The organism is Butyrivibrio sp. CB08, assembly GCF_003625485.1.
GTDB lineage: Bacteria > Bacillota > Clostridia > Lachnospirales > Lachnospiraceae > Butyrivibrio.
This window is the reverse complement of record NZ_RAIR01000004.1, coordinates 297786-316205: the sequence shown is the minus strand read 5'-3', so window position 1 is coordinate 316205 and position 18420 is coordinate 297786. Positions and strand designations below refer to the sequence as shown.

General features: G+C 45.2%; 13 protein-coding genes. 10 read left to right on the top strand and 3 right to left on the bottom strand.

What is annotated here, in order from left to right:
• Positions 1–1053 carry an acyltransferase gene (locus D6855_RS09450; protein WP_120740359.1) on the top strand — a complete coding sequence of 351 codons (1053 nt, stop codon included), beginning with the start codon at positions 1–3 and terminating at the stop codon, positions 1051–1053.
• Positions 1054–1073: 20 nt separating this feature from the next.
• Here D6855_RS09450 and D6855_RS09445 read toward each other — a convergent pair whose 3' ends face one another.
• Entirely contained in the window at positions 1074–2369 is a 1296-nt protein-coding gene (locus tag D6855_RS09445; protein ID WP_120740357.1) for a response regulator transcription factor, read from the bottom strand.
• Between the two features lie 12 nt (positions 2370–2381).
• Complete coding sequence (locus D6855_RS09440) at positions 2382–4109, bottom strand: cache domain-containing sensor histidine kinase (RefSeq protein ID WP_120740355.1); 1728 nt, start codon at positions 4107–4109, stop codon at positions 2382–2384.
• 175 nt (positions 4110–4284) lie between these two features.
• Between D6855_RS09440 and D6855_RS09435 the strand changes: the two genes are divergently transcribed.
• The 9 genes from D6855_RS09435 (at position 4285) to D6855_RS09395 (ending at position 16020) form a co-directional block, all read left to right on the top strand.
• A complete protein-coding gene (locus tag D6855_RS09435) occupies positions 4285–5652 on the top strand; it encodes an ABC transporter substrate-binding protein (protein ID WP_120740353.1) in 1368 nt (455 codons plus the stop codon).
• Between the two features lie 86 nt (positions 5653–5738).
• The gene (locus tag D6855_RS09430; protein ID WP_120740351.1) at positions 5739–6662 is read left to right on the top strand and encodes a carbohydrate ABC transporter permease; all 924 of its coding nucleotides are present in this window, start codon (positions 5739–5741) and stop codon (positions 6660–6662) included.
• Positions 6663–6679: 17 nt separating this feature from the next.
• Complete coding sequence (locus tag D6855_RS09425; protein WP_243111852.1) at positions 6680–7516, top strand: carbohydrate ABC transporter permease; 837 nt, start codon at positions 6680–6682, stop codon at positions 7514–7516.
• A 6-nt stretch (positions 7517–7522) separates the two neighbouring features.
• Complete coding sequence (locus D6855_RS09420; protein WP_120740349.1) at positions 7523–9406, top strand: heparinase II/III domain-containing protein; 1884 nt, start codon at positions 7523–7525, stop codon at positions 9404–9406.
• A 97-nt stretch (positions 9407–9503) separates the two neighbouring features.
• Positions 9504–10637 (top strand): glycoside hydrolase family 88 protein, encoded by a 1134-nt coding sequence (locus tag D6855_RS09415; protein WP_120740347.1) that lies wholly within the window; start codon positions 9504–9506, stop codon positions 10635–10637.
• A 24-nt stretch (positions 10638–10661) separates the two neighbouring features.
• Positions 10662–12701 (top strand): DUF2264 domain-containing protein, encoded by a 2040-nt coding sequence (locus D6855_RS09410; protein WP_120740345.1) that lies wholly within the window; start codon positions 10662–10664, stop codon positions 12699–12701.
• 29 nt (positions 12702–12730) lie between these two features.
• Positions 12731–13549: a carbohydrate-binding protein gene (locus D6855_RS09405; RefSeq protein WP_120740343.1), complete on the top strand. Its 819-nt coding sequence runs from the start codon at positions 12731–12733 to the stop codon at positions 13547–13549.
• A gap of 76 nt (positions 13550–13625) precedes the next feature.
• Positions 13626–14543, top strand: coding sequence for an HAD family hydrolase (locus tag D6855_RS09400; protein WP_120740342.1), 918 nt, complete (start codon positions 13626–13628; stop codon positions 14541–14543).
• A 7-nt stretch (positions 14544–14550) separates the two neighbouring features.
• The gene (locus D6855_RS09395; RefSeq protein ID WP_158589501.1) at positions 14551–16020 is read left to right on the top strand and encodes a histidine-type phosphatase; all 1470 of its coding nucleotides are present in this window, start codon (positions 14551–14553) and stop codon (positions 16018–16020) included.
• A 56-nt stretch (positions 16021–16076) separates the two neighbouring features.
• On the opposite strand, the gene ftsH is transcribed toward D6855_RS09395, so the two are convergent.
• Positions 16077–18326, bottom strand: a complete 2250-nt coding sequence (gene ftsH, locus D6855_RS09390) for an ATP-dependent zinc metalloprotease FtsH (RefSeq protein WP_120740339.1) — start codon at positions 18324–18326, stop codon at positions 16077–16079.
• Positions 18327–18420 lie beyond the last annotated feature (94 nt).

Genomic DNA, 18420 nt, shown 5'->3' with positions numbered 1-18420 from the left:
ATGGAGAAGAAAAGAGAGTGTTATCTTGATATTGCCCGTGTCGCATCAATGCTGGGAGTCATAATAGTTCATACGGGAGCCATCAGCTGGTATGCTGCTCCATTTTCGTTGTATCCCTGGGGTGTTCTAAATGTTTTTGATATGCTTGGAAGGTTCAGCGTCCCTGTATTTTTAATGATCAGTGGGTACCTGTTTTTATCACCAAAAAGAGATGTCAAACCGTCTGATATCTTCAAGAAGTATATTCCGCGCCTTCTTTGCGCGTACATTTTCTGGGCATTTATCTACGCAGTGATAACCAGTGGCCTGTTATCTTCAAGGAGCCTTTCAAATGGAGTTGGAGAAAAGCTCCTAAGTGACACCATTTCTGGCAGATATCACATGTGGTACATCTTTACCATAGCAGGACTTTACATTATAACGCCGGCTCTAAGGCCCGTTGCTGCTGACAGGAAGGCAATGAAGTATTTCCTTATAACATCCTTTGTGCTTGCTTATGCCATCCCCACACTTCAGCTGCTCCCAATATCGAATCAGTATGTGGCGTCAATATTCGGAAGACTTGAACTGTCATATATATCAGGTTATGTATTTTATTATCTTGCTGGATACTATTTTGGAACGGAGGAGCTATCCCCGAAACAAAGGAAGATCATATATGCCATAGGAACTGCATCGGTACTTGTGATGTACGCTGTAGTCTCTTTTGTCATTATAAAAGAGCAGTATCCAACACTTATATATCACGACTATGCAAGTGCAGGAATGCCTCTCTTTGGAATAGCAGCATTTGTTTTCTTCCGTTACAGGTTCCAGAACGTTGACCCTGACTCAAAAATAATGAGAGTCATTGTAAAGCTCTCAAAGATGAACCTGGGAATATATCTGGTACATGACTTTGGACTTATAGTATTTCGGAAAATAGGACTAAGTCCGGTAATGGGAACGCCAATCATTACACTGCCTGTTCTGGCTCTTATTGACTTTGCAATTTCCATATGTATAGTATTTGTGATAAGTCATATACCAGTACTTAAAAAGTGGATAATATAAAAATGAAGCGACATGTATCATCACATGTCGCTTTTACTTTGGATATATTCTCTTGGGCTGTGGCCATCCACCTTTTTAAACACCTTGGAAAAATAGTACGCTGACTCAAATCCAAGGGCGTCAGCCACTTCATAGATCTTCATATCGCCGGACAGGAGCATCTCTTTTGCCCTGTCAATTTTCTTGGTATTAACATATTCGGAAAATCCTGACTCTGTGGTCTTTTTAAACAGCACTGAAAGGTAGGCTGGTGACAGACCAAAGACTTCCGCCACTTCATTTAGCTGGAGCTTGCCATTTAAGTTGGAATCGATGTACTCCTGAATTGCAGTAATAAGCTTATCTTTGCCTGACCTTCTGTTGCTTCCAACGATGTGGCTAAAGAGCCTTACCGGCTGGGAAGCGTCAGTCTGCTGAGCTGCAGTCTTGGCTTCATCAAAAGAAACTGCGATATCTAAGGGTGCAGATACTGCAGAGCCGATTCCAAAGGTGATCTCAGCTTTAAAGTAGCTGCTTATCATGGTCCTGGCATTTTCAAGGGCCTCAGTGATAAGGTCCATGGTTCCAGCCACAGGCTCATCCTCGTTGAACATAAAGACTATCGCAAAATGTTGGATATCAATTGACACGATCTGGCATGGCGCATGCCTTGAGATTATCTCCTTGGCCATGCTGATACTGGAGGAATATACGTCAAGAGCAGCTTGGGTAAAAGAGCTGTCGGCGCCCTCAGACTGGTTCCCTGAGTGGATCTCTCCGTAGACCACAATGTATCTGTTGTAATCAAAGCTAAGGTTCAGACGTCCTGCTTCTGATAAAAACTCTTCCTCACTTCCAGCAAGATGGTTAAAGAGTTTTACCATGAACTTCTGACGAAGGTCTTCAAGGGAGCTTTCGCTGCTTCCTTCCTTCTGGGAGGTCTGGGGCTTAAGCTCATCTATTCGCTGGATGGCCTTGTTTATAGCTTTGGTAAGAGTTGCAGGGTTGAGCTCTATCTTAACAAGATAGTCCACCGCTTCTCCGATGAGGGCCTGCCTTGCCATCTCAAATTCTTCATAGGCTGTGAGCATGATAAAAGCCGGGACTGTGCCATATTTGTTGTGGGACTTGTTAAGCAGTTCAAGGCCGGTCATGACGGGCATTCTTATGTCCGCAATGACAATGTCCGGGGGATCCATGCTGATCATGTCCCAGGCTTCCTGGCCATTTGAGGCTGTTCCGATAACTTCTATTTTATCCGCCAGCTCTTTTGCCAGCATGCTCTTGAGCCCTATCTGGACAAGGGGCTCATCATCTACAATCAGTAATCTGTACATTTCTTCTCCAATTTATTTCCCTGAGGGAAGAGTAAATCTCATGGTGGTGTAAACGTTAGGTTCGCTCTCTATGGTTATACCATAGCCCTCTCCGAAGGTGTATTTGATGCGCTCGTTAACATTGAAAACGCCTATCTGCTTAAAGAACTCTGTGCTGGTCTGGGTCTTACCAGAGAGTACGGACTCTATGGCCTCAGAGGTCATGCCAACGCCGTTGTCCGTGACGTCTATTATAACATTGCCATCCTGCCTGTAGGTGTGGATAAAGATCCTGCCTGCGCTGCCCTTTGGCTCAATGCCGTGGAAGATGGCGTTCTCAACAATTGGCTGAAGAGAGAAGCGGTTGATCTTCTCATCAAGGAGGCTCTCGTCATCTGTCTGGTACTCAAGCTCAATGGTTCCGCCGTAGCGGTATTTCATAATGGTAAAATAGTCATCCACCAGGGAGAACTCATCGCTTAAGGGGATAAGGTCCTGAGAGCTCTTACTGATGTTCTTCATGAGCCTCGAAAGAGATGTGGACATATCTGCTATTCCATCAGACCCTTGTATTGTGGCCATCCACTTGATGGTGTTTAAGGTATTATATAAAAAGTGCGGATTGATCTGGGACTGAAGAACCTGGTATTCCAGTTCGTGCCTCTCCTGCTCATCCTTAAGCTTGGTCTCCATAAGGTCTGACACATTAGTGGAAAGAGAGTTGATGCCCTTTCCAATCTCCCCAAGCTCGTTGTTCCACTCAAGGGCCTCGTCTCTTGAGAAGTCTCCCTGACCTATCTTTTCAAGGCGGCCAATAAGAAGATTAACGGGCTTTGTAATGTTTCGCTGAAGAACAAAACTTAAGATAAGTCCTGCACACAAGATGATCATAAATATAAGAAGGATCATGAGCCTGTAAAAGTTCATCCTGCTGGTGAGGGCCTTTTCAGATGGAAGGTAGGATATGATCCATCCGGAATCTGGAAGGGTGTAGGCAATAACTCCTTCCGGGACAGTGGCTTTTACAAGAGTTCCGCCCATATATCTGTAGGAATGACCGTGGCTGAAGGTAAGGAAAAGAGCATCATCCTCAGATAACACGAAGTTCCTAAGGGCATTGGTAATGACCTTCTCGGGGATATCAAGATATACCCAGCCAAGAACAATCGATGATGAAGAACTGTAGATGGGACGTACAACCGGAAGAACCCTTGGATTACCGCTCTTGGTAAGAGGGTTATCAACAAAGCCGATCCATGCATAAGAAGGATCAGTTATAAGCTCATCAAAAAAGACAGTGTCCATGATGGTCATGGGGCTACTAAGAGAACTCTGGGCATCACCGCCTGATATACTCTGAAGGTACTGCTTGCCATCAGGAGTTGAGATGATAACTCTGTCCACATAGTTTCTTACGCCGATGATATTAAATTCATTATTGAGGTGATTCCATGCGGAGAGAGACAGCTTTTTTCCCAGATGCTCGTCAGAAGCGTAGGTTCTGTTAACGGTCTGGAGGTAGTTTTCAAGCGTGCTGTCCAGGCGGATCCAGTTAGCAAAGGTAAGAACACTTCCTATATCAGAGTCCAGGTCGTTACCAAGGACGTGGATATTGGTCAGGGCGGACTGCTGCTGATTCTCTTTTAAATAGCGCACGGAAAGAACGTAGCTAAGAGAAGCTACGGACAGCGCCAGGATCAGGGCAAAGCCCATGGCCCAGATGATTATTTTGTTCCTTATAGAATGTTTGTGACCCCGCATAGATATAGTTTAGAGCAGGGGAAAGATTAATAAAATACAATTTTATATAAAAAAATTGCATTTTTTTGTCAACAAGAGTTAAAGAATGTACATTCTTAATTTCGTATAACAATTATAAAATTACTGTGAACAAAGGACAGCCGACATCGGCTAAAATGTAAAGGGAGGTTATTCCATGAAAAAGAGAATTCTTAGCACAATTCTTGCTATGGCTATGGTTGTAGCCAACATCACAGCTTGCGGAAGCGCAGCACAGACCGCTCCTGCAGAGCCAGCACAGACAGAAACAACTGAGGCTCCAGCAGCAGAGGCACCTGCAGCAGAGGCTCCAGCAGCAGAGGCATCAGATGAGCCAGTTAATCTTAAATGGGCTCTTTGGGATGTATCAAGCACAGTTTACTATCAGCCACTTATCGATGCTTATACAGCAGCACATCCAAACGTAACAATCGAGATGGTTGACCTTGGATCAACAGATTACAGCACAGTTCTTGGAACACAGCTTTCAGGTTCTGGTTCAGACTTTGACGTAGTTACAATCAAGGACGTTCCTGGTTACGTTTCACTTGTTAACAAGGGAGTACTTGAGTCACTCAATGACCGTATCTCAGCAGACGGCGTAGATCTTTCACTCTACAACGGTGTTACAGATCAAGTTACAATCGACGGAAATCTCTATGAGCTTCCTTTCCGTTCAGATATCTGGGTTCTTTTCTACAACAAGGACGTATTTGATGCAGCAGGCGTTGACTATCCTACAAACGACATGACATGGGAAGAGTACGATGCACTTGCAAGAAGCGTAACAGATACAACTCCTGGTTCAGAAGTTTATGGTGCACACTACCACACATGGAGATCAACAATCCAGCTTGATGGTATCCTTGATGGAAAGAACACAATCGTTGATGGCAACTACGAGTTCACAAAGCCTTACTACGAGATGGTTCTCGCACAGCAGAAGGACGGCGTATGCATGGACTACGCTACACTTAAGACACAGGGTCTCCACTACTCAGCAGCTTTTGCTCAGGGTAATGTAGCAACTCTCAACATGGGTTCATGGTTCATCGCAACACTTATCCAGAAGATCAAAGACGGCGAGTACACAGACTGCACAAACTGGGGTATTGTTAAGTATCCTCACGCAGCAGGTGTAGAGCCTGGATCAACTCTTTCAACAATCACAGGTCTTGCAGTTCCAACATCAGCTCCTAACAAGGATGCAGCATGGGATTTCGTTAAGTTCGTATCTGGATCAGAGGGTGCAGAGGTTATGGCTTCAACAGGTAACATCCCAGCTATGACAAACGACAAGATCGTAGAACTCATCTCTTCAATGGATGGATTCCCAACAGACGCTGCTTCTAAGGAAGCACTTGTAACAAGCCACACATACCTTGAGATGCCTGCAAACGACAAGTCATCTGAGATTGAGACAGTTCTCAACGAGCAGCATGACCTTATCATGAACGAAGAGACAAGCGTTGATGATGCTATTGCAGCTATGAACGAAGGTGTTCAGGCAATCCTTGCACAGTAATCTTAAGAAGTAAAGATTAAAACGGGGCACTTGAAACATATTCACTACATTTCAAGTGCCCTTTTTATAGAAATGAGGAATTACTAATGGCAGCAGAGCTTACCGCGATGGAAAAGAATATGAAGAGAAGGGCCAGGAAAAGAAATCTGGTGGCCTATTCTTTTATTGCACCAAACTTTATCGGGTTTGCGGTGTTTACACTTGGACCAATAGTGCTTGCTCTTCTCATGTCCTTTGCAGAGTGGGATGGAAGCAATGCAATGAAGTTCGTGGGACTTCAGAATTTTGTAAATATCTTTAAGGACGACAGATTTTTGGCGTCACTTAAGAACACTATCGTATATAGCGTGTTCACAGTGCCGGTAACACTGATCATGGCCCTGGGACTTGCTATCCTTCTTAACCAGAAAATAAAAGGAAGAGATTTCTTCAGGACCGTAGCTTTCTTTCCATATGTAGCTTCACTGGTTGCAGTTGCAGCTGTATGGAACATGCTCTTTACCCCTGCAAAAGGCGGTATCGTCAATCAGGTCCTTATGAATGTATTTCATGTAGCGCCTCTTAAGTGGGCTGCTTCATCAAGTACAGTAATGTTGACTATTATCATGTTCTCCGTATGGAAGAACATGGGTTATTATATGGTAATTTACCTGGCGGGACTTCAGGGAATAAGTGAAGACCTCTACGAGGCAGCAGCTCTTGACGGAGCAAACTCCTGGCAGAAGTTCATGCACATCACTGTTCCACAGCTTAAGCCCACCACTTTCTTTGTAACCATTATGCTTACGATCAACTGCTTTAAGGTATACGACATCGTATACATGCTGGCAGGCGGATCAAACGGCGTTGTAAATAAGAGCGCTATGGTACTTGTTTTCTATATCTACGAGGAAGCTTTCAGAAACTGGAAGCTGGGCCAGGCATCAGCATCTGCCCTGGTACTCTTTGCCATAGTACTTGTTGTCACACTCATCCAGTTCAGGGGTGAGAAGAACTACGCGAACGATTAACCTGGGAGGAATTTGACGTGAAAAGCAAAAAAGCAAACAGAACCATAGGACGAGTAATAGTCTATGCGCTGCTTATCCTCCTGGCACTTATGATGTTAGTGCCCTTCGTGTGGATGATATCAGCATCTCTGAAGTTCAATAAAGATGTATTTGTAATACCTTTTGAGTGGATCCCAACAGCTCCAAGATGGCAGAACTATGTGGACATCTGGACCAAGATCCCTCTTGCAAAGTTTACTTTAAACACTGCCAAGCTGACACTTATTGTTACCTGCCTGCAGCTCCTTACATCAAGCTTTGCAGCATACGCTTTTGCCAAGCTTGAGTTCAAGGGAAGAGATATTCTTTTCCTTGCATACGTTGCAACTATTGCAGTTCCATGGCAGGTTTACATGGTTCCTCAGTTCATGTTCATGAGAGGTCTCGGCCTTGCGGACACTCATCTGGCGATCATAATCCTTCAGGCGTTCTCAGCCTTTGGTGTGTTCCTGATGAGACAGTTCTACGCAGGAATCCCAGATTCATTGTGCGAAGCAGCCAGGATCGATGGAATGTCAGAGTATGGTATCTACGCTAAGATCATGATACCAATGTCCAAGCCAGCTCTTTCAACACTGGTTATCTTCACATTCGTTAACACCTGGAACGACTTCCTTGGACCACTCATCTATCTGACCACAGAGTCAAAAAAGACTTTGCAGATCGGACTTAAGATGTTCATATCCCAGTACTCTGCTGAGTATGGACTTATCATGGCAGCATCTGTGTTATCATTAATACCAGTATTTATCGTATTTATCTCACTTCAGAAGTACTTTGTAGCTGGCATCACAACCGGTGCTGTTAAAGGATAACTTTAAATGAAAAGAACTATTGTTAGTGATCATGTAAAAGAGACTAAGGGAGCATCTGCATTTTTCAGATACCCTGACATCTCACATAGAGAAAGATGGGAAGGACTTTCTTCCTCTCTTAAAAAAGACATCATAGAGGCTGGAGAAGAGGCGCTACTTGCGCCTTGGACCCAGCTTCTTATCTCTGATTTCACACAGTTTAGCAAAACCGGAGAAAGACTCCCCTTCGAGGATAAGTATTTCCCAAGAAGAAAGAAGCTCGCTGGTCTCATTATGGCTGAGTGCGTGGAAAATAAGGGCCGTTTTATGGATGACATCTTGGATGGCCTCTACCTCATCCTTGAGGAGACTACCTGGTGCCTTCCTGCCCACAACACCTACGTAAGAGACGCTGTGCAGGAGTATCTTCCAAGCGCATCAAGACCTGTCATCGACCTGTTCGATGCAGAGACAGGAGCCTTTGTGGCCATGGCAGAGTATCTGCTAAGGCCCGCTTTTGATAAGATAAGTCCCTACATCTCTCAGTACGTGGATGAGAGATTGAACGAGAGGATCTTTAAGCCATATTTCAGGGAGCATTTCTGGTGGATGGGCAATGGAAAAGAGCCTATGTGCAACTGGACTCCATGGATAACCCAGAACATCCTGATCGCGGCTTTAACAAGAAGAGAGACTTATTTCACACAGGAGGAGAGGCGCTACTACCTTGAAAAAGCGGCTGTCTCTCTGGACTTTTTCCTTGATGAGTACGGTGATGACGGGTGCTGCAACGAAGGCGCCCAGTACTATTCCCATGCTGGACTCTGCCTCTTTGGTGCTCTTCATGTGATGAGCAGCGTCTTAGAGACCTCTTTTACAGACATATTCAAGAATGAACTTATCAGAAATATAGGAAGCTACATCGTCAAAATGCATGCCTGCGGCGACTACTATATTAACTTCGCTGACTGCAGTCCTATCTGTGGAAGGCGCACAGCAAGAGAGTATCTGTTTGGAAAGGCCACAGGGGACGAGGCACTTAAGACCTTTGCAGCAGCTGACTTTGCGAAAGGGTCAGCCTCTGAGAGACTTATTACCGATGAGATAAATCTCTTTTACCATGTGCTTCAGGTTCTAAACTACGACGAGATGCTTGGCTATGAGGGAAAAGAAATATCCCCACAGGACAGCTTTTTTGACAGCACGGGCCTTATGATCGCAAGGGATGAAAGATACGTTCTTGCGGCAAAAGCCGGTAACAACGCGGATTCCCACAACCATAATGATGTTGGTTCCTTTACCGTCTACAAGGATGGAAAACCCATGATCATTGACCTTGGGGTTGAGACTTACACCGGAAAGACCTTTTCAGATAAACGCTACGAGATCTGGACCATGCAGTCACAGTTCCACAATCTGCCAACATTCCTGGATGGAGACTATAAGGGAAGCCTTGGAAAGGCCCCAGAAATGGATGTTTATGACATGGGCGTCGTAATGCAAAGAGACGGCGGAAGATTCGGAGCATACGGTGTTACCTGTGACCTTGAGGGCAGAAGTCTTCAGATGGATATTGCTCCTGCCTATGGAGATACCAGGGTAAAGAGCTACAAGAGGAAGATAGCTCTTTTGCCAAAAGAGGGAATCCAGGTAGTTGATAACTATGTGGGAGCCCTTAGGTCTGTAATGAGCCTTATGACTTATGAAAAACCAGAGGTGACAGATGAGGGACAGGTCAGCATTATAAAGCTTGGAGACCTTGGGGAAGTGAGAATAGAAGGATCTCTTGGAGTAAATGTTGAGACCTATCCTGTTCTTGATGAGAGGCTTAAGATCTGCTGGAAGCACGAGGTTTACAGGGTGCTTATAACCATGGGCGAAGAAGGAAACTTAAAGCTCGAAATACAGTAATGTGTGCAAGAAAGATAAGATATTTGCACAGATTTTCATTAATATACTGGAAACTTATACCTATAATGATAATAAAGTCATACAAGTTGGAGGGTACATGAGAAATCTTACTGGGGAAGAACAACAGTGGGTAAGGGACGTTCTTAAAAAGATCGAAGATAAGATGGTTCCTGTCACACAGAGGAATCTTGATAAAATCCCATACACAACTAAAGATGGAAAATTTGATGATAAATCTGCTTCCGAGATCACATGGTGGACCAATGGATTCTGGGGCGGCGAGATGTGGCAGCTATTTAAGCTCACAGGAAATGAGATGTTCAGGCAGCAGGCCATAGAGGTTGAGGATAAGCTTGATGCTAACCTTATGATCACTGAAGGGCTTGACCACGACAACGGCTTTAAGTGGCTTCCCACATCAGTTATCAGATACAAACTGGAAAAGGAGCCCAAGTCCCTTAACCGCGCAATGCTGGCAGCAGGCAACATGGCAGGCCGCTTTAACATGGCAGGTAACTTCATAAGAGCCTGGAACAACTGGGACAACGTGGACAGAAGAGGCTATGCAATCATCGACTGCATGATGAATCTTCCACTTCTCTACTGGGCATCAGAAGAGACCACTGATCCAAGATTTAAGATGATGGCCGTAGCCCATGCTGACACAGCCATGAGAGATTTTGTAAGGGAAGATGGCTCAGTTAATCACATCGTGGTTTATGATCCTGAGACAGGTAAGATGAAGGAATCCCTTGGAGGACAGGGGTATGGTGTTGGCTCATCCTGGACAAGGGGCCAGAGCTGGGGAATTTACGGATTCGCCCTCAGTTACCGCTACACCGGTGACAAGAAATATCTGGAAACTTCAAAAAAGATCGCGGACTACGTTATCTCAGAGCTTCCGGATTCTTATCTTGTTCCAATAGACTATCGCCAGCCTAAGGACGTAGATCTTGAGGATTCAACAGCAGCAGCTATCACAGCATCAGGCCTTATCGAGCTTTCATTCCTTCTTGATGAAGGGGGAGATAAGTACCTGGACGCAGCAATTAAACTCCTTAAGACCCTTGATGAAAAGCGCATCAGCTGGGGCCTTGATACAGACAACCTTCTTAATAACTGCGCTGTGGACTACCACGGAGATGGCCACAACATGTCCATCATCTATGGTGATTACTATTTCATCGAGGCAGTTATGAAGCTTGCAGGCAATGCTCTTTGCATTTTTTAAGTGAACTCACTTTGGAGAATACAGATGTTTAAACCAACCAAAACCGACTTTGAACTTAGCCCATATACCGGCCTTACAAGGGAAAGCTGGATCGAAGCTGCCAGGTACCTGTTATCAGGAGTCTTTGATAACCTTGAGAGTATTGAGGCTCCGGTTGTCATGCCAAGATATGAGACAGAGGTTACTTACCCTCATCCGGGAGATCCCGAGTGGCGCTTTAAGGCTGAAGTTTTTGAGGGCCTTGCAAGATCTTTTTTCATCGCAGCGCCTCTCATGCACATAGAGCCTGACCTTGAACTCAACGGGATAAGCGTAAGAGACTACTACAGGAAGCAGGTTCTCTACGCAGTTACCCCCGGGGAAAAGAACTACGTACTAAATTACACGGATATGAAAGCCCAGGATAAGAGCGGCAACAACTTCGCTGCCTTCCAGCAGACTGTGGAAACAGCGGCTCTTGTGATCTGTCTGTGGCTTTCACAGGAAGAGATCTGGGATACCTACAGCCAGGAGGAGAAGGACAGGATCGCTGCCTTCCTTTCAGACTTTGGCCACTCCAATACCGTTCCCCAGAACTGGCGCCTTTTCAACATGCTTGATCTGGCCTTCCTTCACATGAACGGATACGACATAGACGAGGATATCATGCGTGATCACGCCCAGAACATCCTCCACTACTATGCAGGAAACGGCTGGTATAGAGACGGTCACTCTTTTGACTACTACTCATGCTGGGCCTTCAACATGTACACAGCCATCTGGAACAACTGGTATGGCTATGAAAAAGAGCCTTACATCGCCGCTCGGTTTGAAGAAAATTCCAATGAACTTATGAAGACCTACCCTGATTACTTTGACAGGGATGGCTTTACAAATATGTGGGGCAGGAGCGGTATCTATAGAAATGCCGCCACCAGTGCATTTGACGGAAATCTCCTTATGAAGAACTCCTCTGTGGACCCTGGCCTTGCCAGAAGGATCTGCTCAGGGTCACTTCTTCAGTTCCTTACAAGAGAAGATTTCCTTTATAAGGGCGTTCCAACCCTTGGATTCTACGGACCTTTCGTGCCACTGCTTCAGGGATATTCCTGTGCGGAATCACCCTTCTGGCTTGCGAAAGCCCTTTTGTGCCTGCATCTTCCAGCAGATCATCCATTCTGGACTGCAAAAGAAAACAACGGAACCTGGGATAAACTGCAGAAAAACGAGAGCAAGGTCACATACCTTGATGGGCCAGGTCTTTGCATCACTAACCACGAAGCCAACGGAATCACTGAGCTAAGAACAGGTAAGGTGTTCAAGGATAAAAAAGATATCCACGGAATGAACAACTACTCAAAGCTTGTGTTTAACAGCAAGTTCCCATGGGAAGCTACTGTAGCTGAGGATGTGGAATCCCAGCAGTACGTGGCAAAGTACCTTGATGATGGTCAGATCCTTAGAGGAAACACCACTCTCTGGGCTGGTGAGAAGGACGGTGTTCTCTACAGGCGTCAGTTCTTTGAGTACGAGATGGAGACAGAGTGCCACTGGAGAACAGCCATAGACCTTGCAGACTTTGCAGTTCCATGCGGAATTTTAAGAGCTGACAAGATCCGTATGTACAGAAGACCTATAGAGTTTACCCTTGGAAGCTTTGGTTTTCCGGATAATGGAACCGAGATGCTCACCAAAACCAATGGCAGCGCCAAGGCAGTTATCTTAAAGGGAAGAGATCACACGGGAAAAGAAAAACAGCTGGCCTTTACTATCTTCGACGGATGGGGAGACATCCTCTCAAAGGCAAGCACAGGAACCAACCCTGATTCAGAAAAGTCAGTTGTCCTCTACGCTACCACAAGGAGAGATAAGCAGTACGGATATGATCCATACTTTTTGATCTCCCAGACCATCACCAAAGAGTCCTTTGAGGACTTTACTGAGGATGAGCTTTTCCCAATAGAAAAAATAGAGTACGAAGACCCTCAGTGCTGCGGTGGATATGGACCTGTTAAGATCCACTTAAAGAGCGGCATGGTAAAGACCATAGATTTCTATGGAATAGAAGGAAAGCTCACACTGTAACAAACACTTATCACAAAGGAAATACACAGATGAAGATTACAGTTTATAATGACTGGGACCACGTGCCAAAGGCGGAAAGCGAAGGCACGGATGAGGCTGTCCTTGCTTGGGATGGTGAATATAGAAAGGGCGACATCATAGAGTTTTCAGGCCTTGAGCCTGGGCGCTTCTACATGGTCAAGGTTGATGCGGCTATTGAGACATCGCTCGTCCTTATCAAGGAGGAGACAGTTCTTTACACTGTTCCCTTCTATGAGAAAAAGACAAGCTACAACCCCCTGGCCTTCTTTGGCAACAGGCATGTAGTGACTATCCGTTATGCAAGGGACTATGAGATAAATTCCTATAAGAACCTGGCCCTTAATCCTTTTGACCAGCATGAGGTTTCAGGTGTATATCCACACGCCAGTGCCAATGTAGAGACCAGAGGAGAAGCAGTGTTTGCAGCAAGAAATGCAATTGATGGCTGCATCTGTACTTTATCTCACGGCGAGTGGCCATATGAGTCCTGGGGGATCAACAGGCAGGATGATGCCAAGATCACAATAGACTTTGGCAGAAAGGTAGACTTTGACAAGATTGTTATTTATACAAGAGCAGACTTCCCACACGACAACTGGTGGGTTCAGGGAACCTTTGAATTCTCTGACGGAACAACTGAGGTGGTGAACATGGACAAAAAGGTCCAGGAGCCCCATGTCTTTGACATAAACAAAAAGGGAATAGAGTGGATCAGGCTTGGAAATCTCATTAAGGCAGACGATCCAAGCCCGTTCCCGGCTCTTACCCAGATAGAAGTGTACGGAACAGAAAGTAATTTAATTATTAAAACACCTTCCAAGGATTAATAGTTTTTTAAGAAAAGCTGCATATTCCAGATGTTAGAATATTGTTAGTTCTTATGAGAAAGCAGGAAGGTGAGATATGAATACATATTTTACAAGAGGTAAAGATCAAAATAAGAGCAGGCTGTTATCTACTGTGCTGATAATAGCCCTGCTTTTTTGTTGCACAGGTTTATGCGGCTGCGGAAAGAATGGCGGCAAGGCCCTTTCAGAATACTGGGCTGCTGACTCGGAAGCCGCAGAGAGCCTATGCGAGTACGTTTCAAAGGTTACAAACAAAAAGGACAGCGAAAACTTCATTCCGGTAGAGGACAGGATTGCTGTATTTGACATGGATGGTACTCTTACCTGCGAAACTTACTACACCTACTACGACACCATGATGTTCATCAACTACTGCCTCGAGGATCACCCTGAAAGGGTCTCTGACGACCTGAAGGCAGCAGCTGCAGAAATAAAGCCTGGCTACACCGCTGGGGAGGAACTTGCAAGAAACTTTGCCAAGGCCTATGCAGGAATGACTGTAAAAGAGCTCTATGACTTCGCTGTAGAATTTGGCCAGAAGGAAACAGATAGCTTTAATAACATGAAGTACATTGACGGTTTCTATCTGCCAATGGTGGAAGTGGTCAAGTACCTTTATGACAACGACTTTACGATCTATGTGGTAAGCGGAACAGAGCGCACTACTACAAGGGCAATCGTAGCAAACTCTCCTATACGTGACTATGTTTCTCCGGCCCATGTGATCGGTACAGAGTTCGAAGTCAAGGTAAAAGGAAACGAAGACGTATCTTCAAATATGGACTTTAAATATGCAGATGGCGATGAGCTGGTATTTACCGGCGGCTTTATCCAGAAGAATCTTAATGCCAATAAGACCATCTGGATTGAGAGGGAGATAGGTCAGTATCCGGTACTTGCCTTTGGTAACAGCGGAAGTGATACCAGCATGATGAATTATGCTCTGGATAAAAGAAATCCATACCCCCTCTGAGGCTTATATGGTTGTGGCGGATGATGATGTGAGGGAATGGGGAACTCAGAACTGGGAAGAAAAATCCGCTGCCTACAAAGAGCAGGGATACGTTCCGATCTCTATGAAGAGCGATTTCCTTAAGATTTACCCGGATGCCATCACCAGAGCAGAAAACCAGTATGTTGAAAGAGAGATCGAAGCAGCACAGGCAGATAACATTATCCAGTTCCCGTCAAAGACAGAAGGAGGTACTTCTGAGGATGAGAACGTAAGGGCAACTCTTTCAAGAGAAGGTTTCACACTAGAGAAGTCTGTTGTCCTTAGCAGACATAATATCAGAGCTCCGCTATCAGGCGAGGGCTCAGCACTTGATACCATAACTCCTCACGAGTGGCTTGACTGGTCAGCAGAGGCCAGCCAGCTCTCTGTAAGAGGAGGGACTTTAGAAACAGAGATGGGCCAGTACTTCAGGAAATGGCTTGAGAAAGAAGGGCTGTTTGAACCAAACTACAGACCAGAAGACGAGGCAGTTCGCATTTATGCAAACTCCAAACAAAGAACTATTGCTACAGCTGAGTTTTTCGCAGCAGGTCTTTTGCCGGTTGATGGTATAGATGTTGAGTATCACAGCGATTTTGATACCATGGATCCGGTATTTAACCCAGTTTTCACGTATGCTTCTGATGATTATGCAGCTGATGCAACAGATGAGATCATAGAAAAGTTTGGTCCTGTGATAGAAGATCTGAGTGATAATTATTCTCTTTTAGAAGAAGTGATTGATGTGAAGGAATCTGATGATTTCAAGAATGGCTCCTTTACAGGCTTTGATACCGGAGATGACGAGTTTGCTATCGAAGAAGGGAAAGAACCTTCAGTATCAGGGTCACTAAAGAAGGCGTGCCAGATAAGCGATGCCCTGGTTCTTCAGTACTTTGAGGAAGAAGATGAAAAGAAGGCAGCTTTTGACCATGACCTTACTACAGAGCAGTGGGAAGCAATCTCAGAGATAAAGGATGTTTACGGTGACGCTCTCTTTACAGCACCGCTAGTAGCTACTAATGTAGCCCACCCTCTTCTTCAGGAGATAGAGAGCGAACTTACAACTGAAGGAAGGCAGTTTACCTTCCTTTGCGGACATGACTCAAACCTTGCAAGTGTGCTGGCTGCACTGGATGTTTCAGATTATTCTCTTCCCGATACGATAGAGAAAAAGACCCCTATAGGAGCAAAGCTTGTTATAAACACCTGGAAGGATGGTAGCGGCGAAGAGTACATCACCCTTGACCTTGTCTATCAGCAGACTGAGCAGCTAAGAAGCATGAGCATTCTTGATGACAACAATCCTCCTGGAATCTATACACTTCATCTTAACGGAATTACAGCAGATGAAAATGGAATGTATAAGGCAAAAGACGTACTTGACCGCTTCAATAGTGCCATAGAAGCTTATGATCTCATGATTGAGGAGTATCAGCAGGAAGGCGCAGCATAAATATCATATCTAAAACAGCCATCTGAATCCAAAGTTCAGATGGCTGTTTGTATAAGTCAGTCTTTTTTATCAAAATCATCTGGAACATGTGAGAATACGCCCTGTCTTACAGGAGCAGTATCTTCACTTGAAGCTTCCTCAGCCTTAGGCTCGGCGTCCTCTTCAACAGGCTCATCGTTAACAGCCTCAGGGCTAACTGGAAGGTCACCAGCTGCTCCTGCAAGAGCATCGATGAATGCCCCCTTTTCTGGAGCATCGTCCTTGGACTCTTCCTCTTTGGACTCTTCCTTGTCCTTGGGCTTTTTAACTGGAACGTTCTCACCAACAAGGGCTGACTCAGCTCTTGTTGCGTAGATCCTTCCGTGCTTGGCTGCCTCTGCCTCTTCCTCTGTGGGTTCAGGGATGTTGCATACCTCACGGTAGATCTTCATGAATTCTTTACCAGTGATAGTCTCTTTTTCGATAAGGAACTGAGCGATCTTGTCCATTGCATCAAGATGCTCACTGATGATCTTTTTGGCTCTGTCGTAGCATTCAGCAAGGAGCTTTTGAACTTCAGCGTCAACCTCTGCTGCTGTCTGATCACTGCAGTTGAGGACTCTGTTTCCATCAAGATATCTGTTCTGGATGGACTCAAGCTGCATAAGTCCGAACTTCTCACTCATACCAAACATGGTGATCATGCTGCGGGCCATTGATGTGGCCTTCTCGATATCGTTCTCAGCGCCTGTGGTAACAGTGTTGAAGATAACTTCCTCTGCTGCACGTCCGCCAAGGGCAACGATGATGTCATCGATGATCTCGTCCTTGGTCTGAAGATATTTCTCGTCCTCAGGAACCTGCATAACATATCCAAGAGCTCCCATGGTTCTTGGTACGATAGTGATCTTCTGAACAGGCTCGGTGTTCTTTTGAACTGCGCTTATAAGTGCGTGTCCAACCTCGTGGTAGGATACGATCTTTCTCTCTTCCTTGCTCAGGATCCTGTCCTTCTTTTCTTTTCCGACAAGAACCTGCTCTACAGCTTCCATAAGATCCTGCTGGCAAACGTACTCTCTGCCTGCCTTAACGGCGTTGATGGCAGCTTCGTTGATCATGTTTGCAAGGTCAGAACCTACAGCACCACTGGTTGCAAGGGCGATTCCCTTAAGATCAACGGTCTCATCCATCTTAACGTCCTTGGAGTGAACCTTAAGGATCTCTTCTCTTCCCTTGAGATCAGGCTTATCAACGATGATACGTCTGTCGAAACGACCAGGTCTAAGGAGCGCTTTATCAAGGATCTCAGGTCTGTTGGTAGCACCAAGGATAAGTACACCCTTGGAGGAATCGAAACCATCCATCTCGGAAAGGAGCTGGTTAAGTGTCTGTTCTCTCTCCTCATTACCACCACCGTACTTGCTGTCACGGCTACGTCCGATGGCATCGATCTCATCTATGAAAATGATACATGGTGCATTCTTACTAGCTTCGCTGAAAAGATCTCTTACACGGCTGGCACCTACACCAACGTAGAGCTCGATGAAATCTGAACCTGCCAGTGAATAGAAAGGAACATGAGCTTCACCTGCAACGGCCTTGGCAAGAAGTGTCTTACCTGTTCCGGGAGGTCCTACAAGGAGGGCGCCCTTAGGGAGCTTGGCTCCGATCTTGGCGTACTTGGATGGGTTATGGAGGAAGTCTACAACTTCTACCAGTGACTCTTTTGCCTCGTCCTCACCAGCTACATCCTTGAAGGTAACTCCGGTCTCCTTCTGAACATAAACCTTGGCATTGCTCTTACCAACACTAAGTGGTCCGCCGCCTCTTCCCATTCTCTTAAAGATCACAGAAAGAAGAAGCCACATAAGAAGAATTGGAGCTATATAATAAAGAAGGAATGTAAGGATTGCTCCTGATGAATCCGGAACCTCGCTTGAAACCTCGACTCCTTTATCAAGCATTCTCTGAGTGAGAACGCCGTCCTCTTCTGATTTACCGGTATAGTATGTTACAGTTGTGTAACCTGTAAGGGAGTAGCCAAAGCCCAGCTGGTCCTCAGCTTTTGTTTCCTTGGGATAGATATTTATCCTGTCGTCTTCGATAATGATGTGATCAACCTTGCCATCATCTACCATCTGAAGAAATTCTGAATAGGTAACTTCAGAGTTGGTATTTTCTGAAAAGGCCTTCATAAAGTAGGTCATGCAGACCATTGTTACTACGGCAGCCACCAAAAGAAGTATTATATTCTGCTTCCTTGGGGAGCCGTTTTGATTCCCTCCGCCGAGGGGATTATTATTTCTCTGATTCTGATTATTATCCATATATTTTTCCTTTATATAAAATGCTATCTTATGCTATAATAGCACGAGATTACTACACCACGATATACGAATTATATCGCATACAATTTATATT